Raw genomic sequence first — 16,047 nt, 5'->3', positions numbered from 1 at the left:
CGCTCACTCACCGGCCTCCTCCGTGCCGGGAATCGGTACGCCTTCAAGCCCCTCACTGCCGGAGCGGATCCGGAACACGCCCTCGCCCATCGCCAGTAACTGCCCCTCGGCGTCATGGACTTCACCGGTGGCATTGAAGACGCGGCTGCCGCCGGCGCGCTTGGTGCCGGTGACGGTGATGACCCCACCACGGCACTGGCCGGTGAAGGTGGTGGTGAGCGACAGGGTGATGGCCTTGCGCATACGCCCCGGGTAGGGACAGTAGGTGCCGGCATGGGCCATCGCGATATCCAGGAGCGAGCTCAGTACGCCACCATGGATCACCCCGGCAAGGTTCATGTGATGGGGCTGCAGTTCAACGCTGAGAACGGAACAGCCGTCTTCCCAGTGGGCCTGCCGGTAGCCCAGGACACTGTGGAACCCGGGTGCGTCGGACTCGTCGATAATGGTGTTCGCGCGGCCTGTCTCTGCCATCAGACTTTCATCCCCGGCATGTTCAATGAGGCGGTATTACCCCCATCCACGGGCAGCGCCTGGCCGGTGATGTAGCTGGCATCGTCACTGGCCAGGAAGGCGATGGCGGCGGCTATCTCGTCGGCATTGCCATAACGGCGCAGTTCACAGCGCGCCCCAAGCTTGTGTTCCTTCTCGCGGGACCGGGCGTAATCGAAGATGGGTTGGGTCATGCCGGTCTCGATCAGCCCCGGGCACACGGCGTTGACCCGCACGTTGTCACCGCCCAGGTCACAGGCGGCGGTCTGGGTCAGGCTGATGACGCCCGCCTTGGAGGCGCTGTAGGCATTGCCCCCGGCCCCGGAACGGATCCCGGCCACCGAAGCGGTGTTGACGATGCTCCCGCGCCCCCGGGACTGCATGTGCGAGGCCACATGCTTGATCAGCAGCATGGTGCCGATGAGGTTGACGTTGAGCAGATGCTGCCACTCATCCCGGTCCTGCTCGGTGATCACGGGATGGGAGCCGGCGATGCCGGCGTTGTTACACAGCACATCCACACGGCCCCAGCGCTGGACCACGTCCTCCACCAGGGAACGAATACGGGCTTCGTCCGAGATATCCATAGCCACCACGAGCCGCTCAGTTTCCGCCGGCAGGGCGCTGGCGGTTTCCTCGAGCCCGTCTTCGGCATGATCCACCAGGGCCAGTGCGGCCCCCTCGCTCGCCAGCCTCAGGGCCGTGGCCCGGCCAATGCCACTGGCGGCCCCGGTCACGATGGCCACCTGTTGGTTGAAACGCCCCATGCGGATGATCCCCTGACAGTTGATTCCAGCCTCGCCCTGAAAGCGATACGCTCTATCGCTGCCAGAAATGGCTTAGCGCTTTATAGATAAACTGTCACGAGAAATTGGAATTCGTCAATAATTACGGAACATAATTTCGCTATACAGAACCGCGACGCTCAATAACAACAAATGAGCCGGGCCTGGTCATCACACACCCAGCCGATGACGCACCTCCTCCGATTGCAGCCGCTCGGCAAACGCCTCCCGCTCCTGGTCCAGTGCCGCCAGGGCCTGTTCCCTCCAGGGCGCGAGCATGAGCTGTTTCCCGGCCCGCAGGGCATCGCGGGACTTCGTGGTCAGCCTGCGCGCCTCGGCCAGTGCCCGCGCTTCAGCCGCCCCGTCCGCGACCCGATGCGTTACCAGCCCGGCGTTAACGGCCTCTTCCGCGCCCAGTTCCTCACCAAGCACCAACAGCTGCGTCGCCCGCCGGAACCCCATCCAGAGCGGCCCCATGACGGTTGAGGCGGCTTCCGGTGTTACCCCGATGTCCGTAAAGGGCGTCCTATAAACCGCTGACTCACCGCTGATGACCAGGTCGCAATGCAGCAACAGCGTGGTCCCGATGCCGATGGCCGAGCCTTCGACACCGGCGATCACGGGGGTATCGCAGTGGATCAGGCGTTCGATAAAGGCCAAGCCGGCGGAGGGCCCGGGATTGTCCGCCCGGGCCCGGGACCGGAAATCATCGATGTCGTTGCCGGCGGTGAAGATGCCCTCACAACCAGTGATCACCAGTGCATGGACACTGGCGTCCGCGCCGGCCTCATCCACGGTTGCCGATAGGGTGTTGTACATCGCCGGTGTCAGGGCGTTCTTCTTTTCCGGGCGGCGGATCGTCATGTGGACGATTCCGGCTTCACGGGTTACCTCAATCATGTGGGGCTCCTGTAATGGTCTGAGGGGTTTCGATGGCTAAGGCCTTATGCTAATTTCAAACAATAGAATTCATTGTGCAATCAATGATTCTGCCTAGTAAAACTATAAACACAAATACAACAACGAACGAGGTCCGTCATGAGCCTTCTTTCGCGTGCCCGCCAGACACTGACCCTTTACGCCTCCGCGCTGACGCTCGGGATGTCGGCCGCACTGGCTGCTACCCCGGTGGTCGCACAGGACGATTCAGAGGAAACCTGGACCTGGAAGGTTCAGTCACACTGGCCGAGCTCCAGCAGCTCGTACACGGATAGCCTGAAACGCCTCAAGCGCGTTCTGGAGGAACGCACCGACGGGCGTCTGCAACTGGAACTCCACGAGGCGGGCGCGCTCTTTGACGCCAAGGAAACCTTTGAGGCCGTCAGCCGCGGTGTCCTGGAAATGGGGACCATCTCGCCCCAGTACGCCCAGGACGAGATCTCGCTGGCCGGCATCGCATCCGGGCTGCCCTTTGCCTTCCGCAATGTCTGGGAAGTGGCCTACTTCCACAAGAACCTGGGCTTTGAGCAGATGCTGCGCGAGGAAGCGGCCGAGCACGATGTCTACTGGGCAACCGACAAGGTCTACCCGACCGAGATGGTGGTAAAGGAGCCGATTGAAAGCTGGGACGATTTCACCAGCATGAAGATCCGCTCTTCCGGCGCCCTCCAGTCCTTCCTGACCGAAGCTGGTGCCGCCGCTTCCTATATCCCGGGCAGTGAGCTCTATTCCGCGCTGGATTCGGGCGTGGTTGACGGAGCCCACTGGGGAGCCGTCCAGGGCGCCTACAGCATGGGCCTCTACGAGATCGCCAAGTATCACGTGCGCCCGGCCCTCAACATTGCGGGTACCGACGTGATCATTGTGAGCCAGAAGGCGCTGGGCGATCTGCCGAAAGAGATGCAGAAAGTGGTCAAAAACGCGCTCGATGAACAGTTCTGGGTCCGCACCAATGAGTACCAGTACAAGGAGCGCCTGGTCCTGGCCAAAGCCCAGGAGGAGCTCGGTGTGAAGATCAACACACTGCCCCAGGACGTTCAGAACAAACTAATGGAGACCGCCCGTGGTCTCTGGGCGAAAGAAGCCGAGCGCAGTGACAGGGCTGAAAAGGCCATGGGGATGCTCAAGGACTACCTCAGGGAACTCGGCTACCTCTGAACCCGGTCATCGCTGCTACCTTGGAGTAAACCATGGGGGCCATCAACGCATTCATAGCCGGGGTAACCCGGCTGAATGATGCCGTCGGGCGCGTGGTCGCGCTTATCATCTTCGCGATGTTCGCCTTCCTCCTGCTGGAGGTCGGCTTTCGCTACCTGCTGAACGCCCCGACGGTGTGGACGAACGAACTCACCCAGATGCTGTTCGGGATCTATGCCGTCATGTCCGGCGGCTACGTCCTTGCCCACGGCGGGCATGTCAACGTCGACCTTCTCCATTCCAACCTGGCGCCCCGCAAGCGGGCCGGGCTGGATATCGTTACGTCGGTGGTGTTCTTCCTCTTCACCCTGACGCTGCTGTGGTTCGGCATCGAGATGGCCTGGGATTCCATTTCCGGCTGGGAGACCTCCCATTCCGCCTGGAACCCACCCATCTGGCCGGTCAAGCTGGCCATTCCGGTCGGCACCGGCCTGTTGGTGCTGCAGGGGCTGGCCAAGCTGCTGCAGGACATCATGGTGGCCTTCAACCTCACTGACGCAACCGACAGTGAAGGAGAGCAGCCGTGAGCATTGAACTCCTGACGCTGCTCTTTTTCGGGGCACTGCTGTTCTTCCTCATCCTGGGGCTACCGCTGGCGTTCGTGCTTGGCGGCGTCTCCGTGATCTTCCTCTACTTCACCTGGGGCTTCGACTCCTTCTTCATGGTGGTCTCCCAGATCTGGAGCACCATGGGCAGCTTCACGCTCGTGGCGATACCGCTGTTCGTGTTCATGGCAATGATCCTTGAACGAACGGGGGTCGCGCGGGACCTGTACCGGATGATGCACCTGTGGTGCGGCGGTCTTAGGGGCGGGCTGGCGCTGGGCACCCTGGGCATCTGCGCGGTTTTCGCTGCCATGGTCGGGATCAGCGGTGCCGCCGTGGTGGCCATGGGTACGATCGCGTTGCCCTCGATGCTGGAGCGTGGTTACGACCGGGAGATGGCGCTCGGCGTCATCAACACCGGTGGTGGCTGGGGGATCCTGATCCCGCCGAGCATCATGATGATCCTCTACGCGCTGATCACCGACGTCTCAGTAGGCCAGATGTTCGCCGCCGGTATCCTTCCGGGCATACTGCTGATGGTTCTGACGTCCATCTACATACTGGTGCGGTGCCAGCTGCAGCCCGAGCTGGCACCAGCCCTGCCCAGGGAGCAGCGCGGCACCTGGCCCGAGAAGCTCCGCGCCCTGCGTGCCGTGCTGCTGCCGATCGGGGTGGTGGTCATGGTCCTGGGCTCGATCATCGGCGGCGTTACCACGCCGACCGAGGCGGCCGCCATGGGGGTATTGGGTGCCCTGATATCCGCGGCGGTTTACCGCCAGTTCAAGTGGTCCGTGCTCTACGGGGCAGCCATCCGCACCTTCAAGCTTACCGGCATGATCATGTGGATCCTGTTTGCGGCCCACGCGTTCAGCGCCGCCTACCAGAGCATGGGCGCCCAGGAGCTGATCGAAAGCGCGATGGCCATGATTCCCTTCGGGGACTGGGGTGTGATCATCGCGATGATGCTGATCGTGTTCCTGCTGGCCATGGTCCTGGACCCGGTCGGCATCATGCTGATCACCCTGCCGGTGTTCACGCCCATTGTGGAGTCCATGGGCTTCGACCCAGTCTGGTTCGGCATCCTGTTCATGATCAACATGGAAATCGGCTACATGACCCCGCCTTTCGGCTTCAACCTCTTCTACCTCAAGGGGATTGTGCCGGAGGGCATCACCATGAAGGACATCTACCGCTCGGTGGTTCCCTTCGTGATTGTGGAGATCATCGGCGTAGCGATCATCATGGTTTTCCCGCAGATCGCCACCTGGCTGCCGGAGCTGTTCTTCTGAACACGCTTTGCCCGGGTGACGCCTCCCCGCGTCACCCGGGTCTTGCCGGTACCCCCTTGAGGATTACATTGGAAGGTGACTCATCCAACAAAGGGAGACGGCGTCATGGCTGAATCCACGATCCAGGCCGGTTCCACCCCGGACGAAACCGAAAGCGGCATGATGATTCCGGAGCGCCGGGACCTGCACTTCCTGCCGCCGAAGGAACGCATCCACGACTGGCATGCCATGGGCCCGCACCTGAGCCAGTTCATGAACACCCTGTCGCTGTTCTTCCCGGCCGGCGAGCGGCTGTTCATCGATGCCGTGCGCGCCTACCGGGATGAGATCCCGGACCCGGACCTGCGCAAGGCGGCCTCCGCCTTCATCGCCCAGGAGGCCTACCACAGCCGCGAGCATGCGGAGTACAACCAGCTCATGGAAGACGCCGGGCTGCCCGCCGGGCGCCTCGACCAGCATGTGCGCCAGATGCTGGACTGGTTCAAGAAGCACGGCAGCCGCCAGGACCTGTTGTGCGAGACCATTGCACTGGAACACTTTACGGCCCTGATGGGCGGCTTCCTGCTGGATCATCCGGAAATCCTGGAAGGCTCCCAGGAGGACTACCGGCGCATGTGGGAATGGCACGCCATGGAAGAGGTCGAGCACAAGTCCGTGTGCTACGACGTCTGGGAGCAATGCGTGGGGCGCGGCCCGCAGGCCTATGCGCACCGGGTGGTGGGCATGCTGCGCGCCACCACTCTCTTCTGGACCAACGTTACCCGCTTCTACCTGCAGATGAGCGCCGCCAGCGACGCCTGCCAGCGCGAGGGCTGGCGCGGCCACCTTACGGTGCTCAACACCCTGTTCGGTCGCCCCGGTCTGCTGCGCCGCCAGATCCCCTCATGGCTGGAATACTTCAAGTACAGCTTCCACCCCTGGCAGCAGGACAACAGCCGCCACCTGCAGGGACTGGACGAGTTGGCCGAGGAGGCGGAAAAGGCCTACCAGCAGGCCATCGCCGCCGACGCCACCCGGCACTGAGCCATCCTCAGGCCGACGGCGGCAGTACCGGCCACCAGTCCTCGATGGCGCCGTCCTCATAGACAGCGATGTCGCCGAACTGCAGGAACACGGCCTCGCTCTGGTGGGGCCGCAGGAACACGAACTCCTCCGGCTGGATGGCCAGCCGGCGGTCGCCGTTGAGCATTTCCTGGTTGGAGGATCGGCCAAGCAACCGGTTGTAGCGCAGTCCCGGCGGGTCGACCGGGTCCGCCAGCCAGTTCCCACCATGAATAAAAATGGCACTCGCCGTCTTCGGCCGGAGCAGACGCCCCAAACCGCTGATCCACTCCAGGCCGGGCACGCGGGTCGGCACCGGCCCTTTCAGGACCGGCGTGGCGATGAAGCAGGCCGGCTGGTGCTGCGCCAGGTCCGGGAGATCAAAGTGGGTCGGCTTGACCAGGGCCGACCCCACCGAGACCTCGTTGGCAATGGCTGTATCCGGGTGCATCCGGTAGGTCGGGCTGCCGCCGGCATTGCGGGTGAGACGATCAGCCGTACCCGCCCCGAACACCGACTCGGCCTGCCGCAGTGCGGACCGGTACAGGGCCCTGGCCCGCTCCAGCAGCCGTCGGCGCCATCCCAGGAACTCGGGAATGGACGCCAGGTGCGGCTCATACCCCATGAACCCGGCCAGACCCAGCCAGTCGCTCTCCCGGATGTGTTCCAGCACTTCCTCCAGCTGCTGCCCCGGAACCAGGCCACCCCGGTGAAGGCCCACGTCCAGCTCCAGGTTGATCCGCAGGGTCACGCCGAAATCCGCCGCAGCCCGCTCGTAACGGTCGAGGCGCTCGGCGGTATCCGCCAGCCACTGGATGCGGTCCGCTCTCTGCTGGCGTGGTTCCGGCAACCCGGCCAGGTGGGTTCGCACCGCCGCCTCGGATAGCGGCTTGCCCAGCATTTGCTCGGTATCCGGCATGAGCTGCCCCAGTGCCTGGAGCATGGGCTGGTTGAACGTCATCAGCCGGTTGGTTCCGGTACGGCGGCGTACATGGGCCAGCAGATCCGGCGACGGCAGCGACTTGGCCACGATCCGGTAGCCCATGCCCGCCGGCAGCTGGTTCATGAGCGTCTCGATGTTGGCATCCAACCGGCCACGGTCCACCACCAGCGTGGGGCCGACGGCGCCGGCCTCGGCCAGGGCCGATTGAATGCCCTGGAAATAGGGATCGCGTGCCGGCTCACTCATGGTGTGGTTCTCCCCAGAGACGGGCAGTGTGCGCATTGACCAGCTTGTTGCCCGGGTCCAGCTCCCGGCGCAGTTGCAGGAAGCGGTCAAAATCCGGATAAAGATCAGCCAGTTCCGCCGCCCCCAGTGAATGCAGCTTGCCCCAGTGCGGGCGGCCGCCGGCGCGCCGGAAGATGGGCTCAACATGGGTGAAGAACCACTGGTCGTCATCCGGGGCATGGCTGTGGACGGCAATGGAAATCCGCCCGCCATCATTGAACGGGCTCAGCCAGGCCTCGTCCCCGGCAGTGCGGCGCACCTCGATGGGGAAGAACACATCCGGGCGTTCCCGTTCGATCACCGCGATCACCTCACGCAGCACATCCAGGGCGTTCTCCGGCAGCAGGTGGTATTCCATCTCGTTGAAGCGCACGTTGCGCTCGTTCGCCAGCAACCGCCAGCTGTCGCCGACCACGTCCTCGGGCTTCACGCCCTTAACCACCCGTCCCAGGATGGCCCGGCGCAGCCGACTGCTCCATCCCACCCAGTCACGCAGGTGCTTCAGCTTCATCACATCATCGTCATCGGTACTGGGTGCCCGTTCCGTGGGCTCTGCCGTAGTCTCGTCATGGGCGATGCACATCCCCCACCCAGAGAAGGGAATGTAGAAGAACTCGAAGTTGCGGTGCTGTTCCCACCGCGCCGGGGCATTCACCAGGATAGTTTCCAGCGGTTCCGCCCAGCTCCTGCGGTGCAGCCGGAAGCTCGGGCGCAGCGCCACCCGGAGTTCGTGAATCACACCCAGGGCACCCAGTGACACCTGCGCGGCCCGCAGCCGGTCAGGGTCGTCTTCGAGCGTGATGTCCAGGTCGTCACCACTGGCGGTCAGCATCCTGGCCCCAGTGATATCCGCAGACAGGCAGGACAGCCCTAGACCGGTCCCATGGGTCGCCGTCCCGCCAGCCCCGGCCAGCGCCTGGGCATCAATGTCGCCCAGATTATTGAAAGCCAGCCCCCGTTCCTGGAAGGCCGGCGAAAGGTCGCGCAGGCGGCTGCCGGCGCCCACCCAGGCGCTCCGTGATTCAAGATCCACCAACCGGAGGCCGCCCATCCGGTCCAGGTTGACCAGTGTTCCGCCGGTGGGAACCAGGGGCGTGAAGGAATGCCCGGCGCCCACCACGCGCAGCTGGCGGGCATTGCTCACCGCGTCACGCAGTGCCCCAAGCGTCTCCGGCTGGGCAAACGTGCCGGGGCACGCGCCCTGGTGGCCGGACCAGTTGCACCATTCCGATGGAGCAGGCCTGTCGGCCGCTGCTGCCCTGCTGTCCATGACTTGCACCCCTTCGGGATTGGAGTCCGCATTGTGCCATGGTCCTGGAGGCAGCAACGCAGGGACTGTGTCACGTTCAGAGCATCTGCTGTCTCAGGGAATGATCCGCTCAGCCCGCAGCCGTTCGAACAGGTCGAGGAATGCACCACGGGTCTCACGGAAGTGGTCAAAGCCGAAATCGCGGCATTTCGTCGTGTCGTTGACGCACTCCTGATCGCGCCCCAGGTCAGCATCCGTATGCCACCAGGAGGCGAGCTTGCTGACGTCCGACTCAACCAGTTCGTGCTTCTCAGCGATCGCACGCCAGGTCGACTCGGCATCCGCCATCTGTGATTCCAACGGCTGCGGCGTCTCGGGGCAGTCCGCCACCTCAAGGCCGAAATATTCACCGATCTCCCGCCACATCCGTCGCCAACGGAAGACGTCCCCGTTCACCGTATTGAAGGCCTGATTGGCTGCACCCGGCGTGGTTGCCGCCCACTCCATCTGACGCGCCAATACCAGTGCATCCGTCATGTCGGTCAGTGCATTCCACTGAATTGTTGAGCCCGGAAACACGAACGGTTGACCGGTCTCCTGACAGATCGAAGCGTACACCGCCAGTGTCACGCCCATGTTCATGGCGTTGCCGCGCGCATAGCCGATCACCGTATGCGGCCGGTGCACATTCCAGGCAAAGCCGTGACGTTCAGAGGCTTCAAAAAGGACGTCTTCCAGCGCGTAGTAGAAGTTATCTCCCGGAACGCGCGGCTCCGATTCGCGGAATGGGGTCTCGATACGCCCACTGCCATAGGCTTCAAACGAGCCGAGATACTGCTTGGTCCCGGTGACCAGGGAGGCGTGCTGCAGGTTCTCTTTGTCCAGTGCCGCGAACAGGTTGCGCATCATGGCACTGTTGGCCTCGACGTTGGCCTTCTCGCTGTCGCGCCCCACCCAGGTACAGTAGAACACGTGGGTGATCGCAAGGCCGGCCAGGGCCTCGGTCGCCGCCGCCTCGTCCAGGAGATCGGCGCTCACGGGAATCACACCACTCTGCTCCGTTGCTCGCCGGGAGAGACCGTAGACGGTCCAACCGCTCGCGGTTAGATAGGTGGCGAGGTTGCCACCCGTAATGCCGGTAGCGCCCACCACCAGTGCCGTGCCTTTACGCATCATTCAGGTTCCTTTTTCAGGCTCAGGGGGAATGCCCATTGGAATGGGATCATTCGATGCCCGTTAGTCTGGTAGGGGCCTACCGTTGCTACAATAGAAATAGTCGCAAATATTTATTGCATTTCACGCAACTTGATGGACCTCGGAACCATGGACCTCAATGCCCTGCGTATCTTCGAGCGGGTGGCTGCAACTAGCAGCTTTACCGCCACGGCACGCCACTTCCACCGCGCCGTATCCTCCATTTCCCGACAGATTCGCGGGCTGGAGGAGGCCCTCGGGCAGCCCCTGCTGTACCGCCATACCCGGGCCGTGACGCTGACCGAAGCAGGATGGCGCTATTACGAAGAAGTCAGGGAAGTGCTCGAACGACTGGACGCCGCAACCGAAGCGCTGGCGCATCCCAGCGCGGAACCCAGTGGGGTACTGCGTATCAATGCGCCCGTCGCCTTCGGCCAGCACCAGGTCGTACCGCTACTCCACCATTTCCAGCGTCGTCATCCCGGCATCAAGGCGGAATTGCAGTTTGACGATCGCGTCGTCGATCCCGTGCGCGAAGGGCACGACATCACCTTTCGGGTGGGCGACCTCGCTGACTCATCACTGGTTGCGCGCCGCCTGGCGCCAATGAACTACGTCGTGGCCGCCGCGCCACGCTACCTGCACACCCACGGCGAACCGGACACCCCGGAAGAACTGGCCGGGCACAACTGTCTTGTCTATCAGGGCGAGATGGGCCGCCAACGCTGGTACTTCCAGGCAGCCGGCGAGTCATCCGCAATCCCTTATGAGGTTTCCGGAAGCCTCTACAGCAATGACGCAGAGAGCCTGCTCCTTGCCGCTCTGATGGGGCAGGGCCTGGTGCTGTTTCCAACCTGGTTGGTCGCGGATGCGCTCGCCAGCGGAGAGTTGGTGCCTGTGCTCAAAGCCTGGCGTTGCGAAGTCGTATCGGGCCGTCGCGATCTTTATGTGCTGACCACCGAGCGGCGGCTGCGAGCCCGCAAGGTTCGTGCGTTCCTCGATTTCCTTTTCGAGTCGTTGAGTCCAAACCCACCCTGGGATTGCTGGGATACGAACTACTGAGCGGCAACCAATTGCACAGAAACATGCTTAATCGACTCAGTAGTCCCCGCAAATTCTGCTACTTTGAACATTGAATGCAGAGTCATCCCCTTGTCGTGGAGACAGCCATGCAAGCCATAAAAAAAATCGGGCTCAAAACAAAAATGCTGCTTCCGTTTGCGATAACGGGGTTGGCCATTATTCTGCTTGGGGTCCTTAAGGTAACAACCGTCCAGGATCTGGTTGATGACATCGATGACGTCTCGGGCACTTTCCTGCCCTCAATCAGTGCCGTCCTGAATGCGGACCGGGACCTGCACCAGGCCTACATTGCCCAGGACGCCATGCTGGTGGCCGCCACACGAGGCGAGTCTCTCGCCGAGCACCGTGAGACCTTTTCTGAGAACGCGGACCAGGCCCTGGAGCGCATGAACCAGGCCCGCGAAAGCATGGACGGCACCGGCATCAACGAGCACCTCTCAGGTTTCGAAGACGCGTTTTCCAGGTGGCGCAGCAGCGCGGAAGCGGTCAACGAGATAGCTGCCCGTGGTAACCCGCAACGCGCCAGGGAACGCATGAAGAACGAAACCATCCCCCGTTTTGACGAGTTACGCACTTTCTACAATGAAGCCGGCGAATTCACCGATGAGGAAGCCATCGCCACCGCCTCCAACGCCTCTGAAAAGGGTCGGGCAAGCATTGTCACCACAGTGATCACGACCCTGGTTGTGCTTGCCATCAGCATCGGCATCTTCCTGTTTGCCACCAGACTGATCATCGGCACCATTACCCAGTTGAGAAAGCGGCTCGATGACATTGCCCAGGGCGAAGGGGACCTGAGCCAGCGGGTGGAGTCCGATGCCAATGACGACCTCGGCAGGCTGGCGGACAGCTTCAACGCCGTGCTTGCCAATCTCCAGTCAATGATCAGCGAAATCAAGGAACTGTCGACCAGCCTGGACCAGGGCGCCGGAGAACTGAAACAGACCGCCGAGGCCAACCGTGACGGCATCTATCACCAGACCGAATCCATCAACCAGGTCGCAGCGGCCATCAACGAAGTGCAGAGTGCTATCGAGGAGGTCGCCTCGAACGCCAATCAGGCCGCCGAGATCACCCGTAGCACCCATGAAAGCGCCAATTCCGGCAGTCGGATCATTCACGAAGCCTCAAGCGAAGTGAAGCGGCTCGCGGACCAGATCCAGCAGGCAGTGGAGGTGATCCAGAAGCTCTCGGAAGATTCGGGCAACATCTCCACGGTGCTGGACGTCATCCGCGGCATTGCCGACCAGACCAACCTGCTGGCCCTCAACGCCGCCATCGAGGCAGCGCGTGCCGGAGAGCACGGGCGTGGTTTCTCCGTGGTGGCGGATGAAGTGCGCACCCTGGCCCAGCGCACCCAGAAATCGACCACCGAGATCAACGACATGATCGAGAACCTGCAGAGCGGCGTCTCGAACATCGTCAACGTCATGGAAACCGGCCGTCAGCAGGCCACCCAGAGCGTGGAAAGCTCAAACCGTGCCGAGGAGGAGCTCAACACCATCCTGGAGGGCATGAACCGGATCACGGACATCAACGCCAGCGTCGCTTCGGCCACCGAAGAACAGACCCAGGCAGTGGAAGAGATCAACCAGAACGTCACCCGCATCAACGACCTGGCCCAGGACAGCGATGAGCGGTCCAGGAACCTCAACAGCGTGAGCGAGCAGCTGGCGGAATACGCCCGGTCATTGAGCGACCAGGTCTCACGGTTCCGGACCTGACTACAGGCTGAGCAGCCCCTGTACAAGGGCCGCCGCCCCGGCGAGGGCGGCGATGCCCAGTATCAGACCGCGCAGCCGTTCGCCGTCGACCCTGCCCACAAAGCGCGCGGACAGCAGGAATCCGGCGATCACGCCGGGGAAGGTAACCAGAAACAGCAGCCACTCACGCGCCCCCAGATAGCCTGAGAACGCCAACGCGCTGAGACTCAGGAGGCTGGCGAACAGAAAGAAGGCGGACATGTTGGCGCGTACCAGTGGGCCGCGCTCGTTCTGGTAGATCATGGCGATGGGCGGGCCACCCACGGCGGTAATGGTCCCCATGAAGGTCGAGGCCATGCCGGCCAGAACACTGCTGCGCCCGCTCAGGCGCGGTCGCCAGCCAGCCACGCTCAGCCCCACAGCCACCAGGATCAGCACGCCGAATATCAGTTCGAACCCCCGGGGTGAAATCGCCATAAGGGTAGCAGCGGCCAGGCAGGTTCCGACCACGCCGCCGCCGATCGCCAGACGCACCTCGCGGACGCGCACCGCCATCCGGTTGCGCACCAGCATCATGACAGTGAGCAGGGTGGCGTTCAGGGTCAGCGGACCAGGCACCAGCACGGGGCTGATAAGAAACAGCAATGGCGCGGACAGGGTGCCGATGCCATAGCCCACAACCCCCTGCAGGCAGGCTCCGGCCAGAACCACGAGATTCGCAAGCAGTATCTGATACAGCGCCAGTTCCGCCATGATCCACCACTCCCAAGCATGGAGCGCGCAGTCTACCAGAACCGGATCCGCGTGCCCGTCTTGATATAACGCAATGCAGTGATGCGGCGCTTAACGCACTGTCTCCATGGTGTATTACACTGGTAACCGTTCCGGGCCTGAAAGGTCCCGCTCCAACAACAAAACAGGGAATTGCACCATGATCCTCAGTCACGCCTTTGGCATGCTCTTCCGCCCTGAAACCGAATGGGCGGCCATCAAGCAGGAAAAACCCACACCGATGGTGGTCTACGGCCTCTACATCGTTATCCTGGCCCTGATCGGACCGATCTCCGCCTATATCGGCACCGTGGAAACCGGGTGGACCATCGGTGACCGGCTCATCAAGCTGACACCGGACAGTGCCATGCAGCTGGTCATCCTGACCTACCTGGCCATTCTCGCAGGCAGTTTCGCCCTGGGTTACGGCATCAACTGGATGGCCACCACCTTTGGCGCGGAGAAGGAAGAGAACGGCAACAACGCCCTGGCCCTGGTGGCCTATTCACTCACGCCCATGTACATCGCCGGCCTGACCCTGCTCTACCCGGACCCCTGGGGCAATGCCATGATCCTGCTGGCAGCCGCCAGTTATGGCGCCTGGCTGATGTGGAAAGGGGTGCCCGTAGTGATGGGCATGAGCAAGGAACAGTCGATGGTCTACTGCGGCGGCATCCTGACGCTCGCACTGGTACTGCTCGTGAGTACCCTGGCGACCACCGGCCTGTTGTGGAACTTCGGCTTTGGCCCCACCTTTGTTGAGGCAGGCCTTTAAGCCCCCACAGAAGGAGGATCCATGACTGCAACGGCACTGGTCCCCATTGCCAACGGCAGTGAGGACATAGAGTCCGTCACCATCATTGACGTACTCCGCCGCGCCGGCGTCGAGGTAACCGTGGCCAGTGTGCACGCTGATGCCACTGTCACCGCGGCCCGGGAGACGCGGATCACTGCCGACACCCTGATTACGGACTGCAGCGACCGGACCTTCGACCTCATAGCGCTTCCCGGCGGCATGCCGGGAGCCCGGAACCTGGGCGACAGTGCCCCCCTGGTGGGGATGCTGCGGGCCCAGAAGGAAGCCGGCCGACTCTACGGGGCCATCTGTGCGGCCCCGGCTGTGGCACTGGAACCCAATGGACTGCTTGAGGGCCACGCGGCAACCGCGCACCCCGGCTTCCAAAGCAAGCTCACCAACCAGAGCCGGATTGGTGAGCGGGTGGTGGTCGACGGCCACTGCATGACCAGCCAGGGGCCCGGCACGGCACTGGCGTTCGCCCTGACCCTGGTGGAACATCTGTGCGGCCGGGCGAAGCGCGACGAGGTCGCCGCCCCTATGGTCCTACCCGGCGCGTGACAGCACCCGCCGCACCAGCAGGGGGCCGAGAAGCTCAAACGCAATGGTGGATGTCACCACGGTCGCCACGATCAGACTGCCGTGCTCCGGATGACGCTCGGCTGCCAGCAGTGCCATGCCCATGGCAACCCCTGCCTGCGGTGTGAGCGCCAGCCCGATACCCGGGCTCAAATCCCGCCCCCGGTGGCCAAGCAGAGTCACGCCCAGGCGTCCGCCCACATAACGCCCCAAAACCCGCAGGCCGATATAGGTCAGAATCAGCCCCCCGGCCGACCCCAGATACGCAAAATCCACGCTGGCTCCGGAAAGCACGAAGAAAAAGACCAGAAACGGCCATTCAATGTGCTCAATCTCGGTGAAGGAACGGGTGTGGTGGTGAGTGACGTTGACGATCACAAAGCCCGCAACCATCGCGGTCAGAAGGGAGGAGAGATGCAGGTATTCGGACAGTCCTGCAATCAGGAAGACGAGTGCCAGTGCTTCAGACTGGGTCGGCTCCCCTGGCCGCAGCCTGCCGGTCAGCCAGGCCGCCGGAAGGCCCAGCCCCACACCGACAAGCACCGCCCCGCCCAGTTCCCAGCCAGCCTCAAGAAGCGCGCCTGCGCCATCCCCGGAAACGAGAAAACCCAGCCCGGCCATCACCAGCCCGAACACGATGATGCCCCAGGCATCGTCAATGGCCACAATTCCGCGTATCACCCGGGACTGGGTGTCATCCTTTCCTGTTTCACGGATGGCTTCACTCACGGCCGCCGGATCCGTGGCCACCGAAATGGCAGCGAGAGAGAAGGCCACCGCCAGGGGATAGCCCACTCCCAGCAACCCGGCCGCCACCGCGACCGCACCCACGCCGATCACACTCAGCGAGATCACAAGGATGGCCGGCCCGGTAGCACGCAACCGGTCCAGGGTCAGCTCCCCACCCAGCAGGAAGGCCACCATAACCAGTGCCAGGGTGATCAGTGGCTCGCTGAGCTCGCCCAGCGGGCGCGCCTCAGCGTACCCCAGAATGCCCTGCTGCACTGCGGCGACCAGGACGCCGATCAATACCAGCAGAGAAATGCGGGGGAGGCGGGTACGGGTAGCGATGGCGTCAGCCAGAACGCTGACACTCAGCAGCAATCCGATCACGATCAGGTGTGTAACGGTGGTTCCAGGGTCCGTCATCAGGTCT

At 63.0% G+C, this 16,047-nt stretch carries 16 protein-coding genes; 8 read left to right on the top strand and 8 right to left on the bottom strand.

Going from position 1 to position 16,047, the window contains the following annotated elements; genetic code table 11:
• Nucleotides 1-3: 3 nt before the first annotated feature.
• From F3089_RS05165 to F3089_RS05155, 3 genes are all read right to left on the bottom strand, one after another.
• On the bottom strand, nt 4-474 hold the full coding sequence (locus F3089_RS05165) for a PaaI family thioesterase (protein WP_151439770.1): 471 nt from the start codon (nt 472-474) through the stop codon (nt 4-6).
• Nucleotides 474-1,259: an SDR family NAD(P)-dependent oxidoreductase gene (locus tag F3089_RS05160; protein ID WP_151439769.1), complete on the bottom strand. Its 786-nt coding sequence runs from the start codon at nt 1,257-1,259 to the stop codon at nt 474-476. Before F3089_RS05160 ends, F3089_RS05165 begins: the two co-directional genes overlap by 1 nt.
• Nucleotides 1,260-1,448: 189 nt before the next feature.
• Nucleotides 1,449-2,177, bottom strand: coding sequence for an enoyl-CoA hydratase-related protein (locus tag F3089_RS05155; protein WP_151439768.1), 729 nt, complete (start codon nt 2,175-2,177; stop codon nt 1,449-1,451).
• 138 nt (nt 2,178-2,315) lie between these two features.
• Here F3089_RS05155 and dctP point away from each other — a divergent pair, with 138 nt between their 5' ends.
• From dctP to F3089_RS05135, 4 genes are all read left to right on the top strand, one after another.
• A complete protein-coding gene (gene dctP / locus F3089_RS05150) occupies nt 2,316-3,374 on the top strand; it encodes a TRAP transporter substrate-binding protein DctP (protein ID WP_151439767.1) in 1,059 nt (352 codons plus the stop codon).
• A 32-nt stretch (nt 3,375-3,406) separates the two neighbouring features.
• Nucleotides 3,407-3,940: a TRAP transporter small permease subunit gene (locus tag F3089_RS05145; protein ID WP_151439766.1), complete on the top strand. Its 534-nt coding sequence runs from the start codon at nt 3,407-3,409 to the stop codon at nt 3,938-3,940.
• Nucleotides 3,937-5,247 carry a TRAP transporter large permease gene (locus F3089_RS05140; RefSeq protein ID WP_151439765.1) on the top strand — a complete coding sequence of 437 codons (1,311 nt, stop codon included), beginning with the start codon at nt 3,937-3,939 and terminating at the stop codon, nt 5,245-5,247. The genes F3089_RS05145 and F3089_RS05140 overlap by 4 nt, the downstream gene beginning before the upstream one ends.
• A gap of 105 nt (nt 5,248-5,352) precedes the next feature.
• Nucleotides 5,353-6,270, top strand: coding sequence for a metal-dependent hydrolase (locus F3089_RS05135; protein ID WP_151439764.1), 918 nt, complete (start codon nt 5,353-5,355; stop codon nt 6,268-6,270).
• 7 nt (nt 6,271-6,277) lie between these two features.
• On the opposite strand, the gene F3089_RS05130 is transcribed toward F3089_RS05135, so the two are convergent.
• From F3089_RS05130 to F3089_RS05120, 3 genes are all read right to left on the bottom strand, one after another.
• Nucleotides 6,278-7,477 carry an alanine racemase gene (locus F3089_RS05130; RefSeq protein ID WP_192497280.1) on the bottom strand — a complete coding sequence of 400 codons (1,200 nt, stop codon included), beginning with the start codon at nt 7,475-7,477 and terminating at the stop codon, nt 6,278-6,280.
• A complete protein-coding gene (locus F3089_RS05125; protein ID WP_151439762.1) occupies nt 7,470-8,786 on the bottom strand; it encodes a D-arabinono-1,4-lactone oxidase in 1,317 nt (438 codons plus the stop codon). The genes F3089_RS05130 and F3089_RS05125 overlap by 8 nt, the downstream gene beginning before the upstream one ends.
• Before the next feature lie 93 nt (nt 8,787-8,879).
• Nucleotides 8,880-9,938, bottom strand: a complete 1,059-nt coding sequence (locus F3089_RS05120) for an SDR family oxidoreductase (protein ID WP_151440034.1) — start codon at nt 9,936-9,938, stop codon at nt 8,880-8,882.
• A gap of 150 nt (nt 9,939-10,088) precedes the next feature.
• On the opposite strand from F3089_RS05120, the gene F3089_RS05115 reads away from it, so the two are divergent.
• Both F3089_RS05115 and F3089_RS05110 read left to right on the top strand, forming a co-directional pair.
• Complete coding sequence (locus tag F3089_RS05115; RefSeq protein WP_151439761.1) at nt 10,089-11,021, top strand: LysR family transcriptional regulator; 933 nt, start codon at nt 10,089-10,091, stop codon at nt 11,019-11,021.
• A 107-nt stretch (nt 11,022-11,128) separates the two neighbouring features.
• A complete protein-coding gene (locus F3089_RS05110; protein ID WP_151439760.1) occupies nt 11,129-12,766 on the top strand; it encodes a methyl-accepting chemotaxis protein in 1,638 nt (545 codons plus the stop codon).
• On the opposite strand, the gene F3089_RS05105 is transcribed toward F3089_RS05110, so the two are convergent.
• Nucleotides 12,767-13,498 carry a sulfite exporter TauE/SafE family protein gene (locus F3089_RS05105; RefSeq protein WP_151439759.1) on the bottom strand — a complete coding sequence of 244 codons (732 nt, stop codon included), beginning with the start codon at nt 13,496-13,498 and terminating at the stop codon, nt 12,767-12,769.
• A 178-nt stretch (nt 13,499-13,676) separates the two neighbouring features.
• On the opposite strand from F3089_RS05105, the gene F3089_RS05100 reads away from it, so the two are divergent.
• Both F3089_RS05100 and F3089_RS05095 read left to right on the top strand, forming a co-directional pair.
• Nucleotides 13,677-14,291: a Yip1 family protein gene (locus F3089_RS05100; RefSeq protein ID WP_151439758.1), complete on the top strand. Its 615-nt coding sequence runs from the start codon at nt 13,677-13,679 to the stop codon at nt 14,289-14,291.
• 21 nt (nt 14,292-14,312) lie between these two features.
• Nucleotides 14,313-14,873, top strand: a complete 561-nt coding sequence (locus tag F3089_RS05095; protein WP_151439757.1) for a DJ-1 family glyoxalase III — start codon at nt 14,313-14,315, stop codon at nt 14,871-14,873.
• Here the strand turns inward: F3089_RS05095 and F3089_RS05090 are convergent.
• Nucleotides 14,859-16,040: a cation:proton antiporter gene (locus tag F3089_RS05090; RefSeq protein ID WP_151439756.1), complete on the bottom strand. Its 1,182-nt coding sequence runs from the start codon at nt 16,038-16,040 to the stop codon at nt 14,859-14,861. The genes F3089_RS05095 and F3089_RS05090 overlap by 15 nt on opposite strands.
• Nucleotides 16,041-16,047: the final 7 nt, after the last annotated feature.

The organism is Halospina sp. K52047b (genome assembly GCF_008709855.1).
Lineage (GTDB): Bacteria > Pseudomonadota > Gammaproteobacteria > Pseudomonadales > Oleiphilaceae > Halospina > Halospina utahensis_B.
This window is presented reverse-complemented; position numbering and strand designations above follow the sequence as displayed.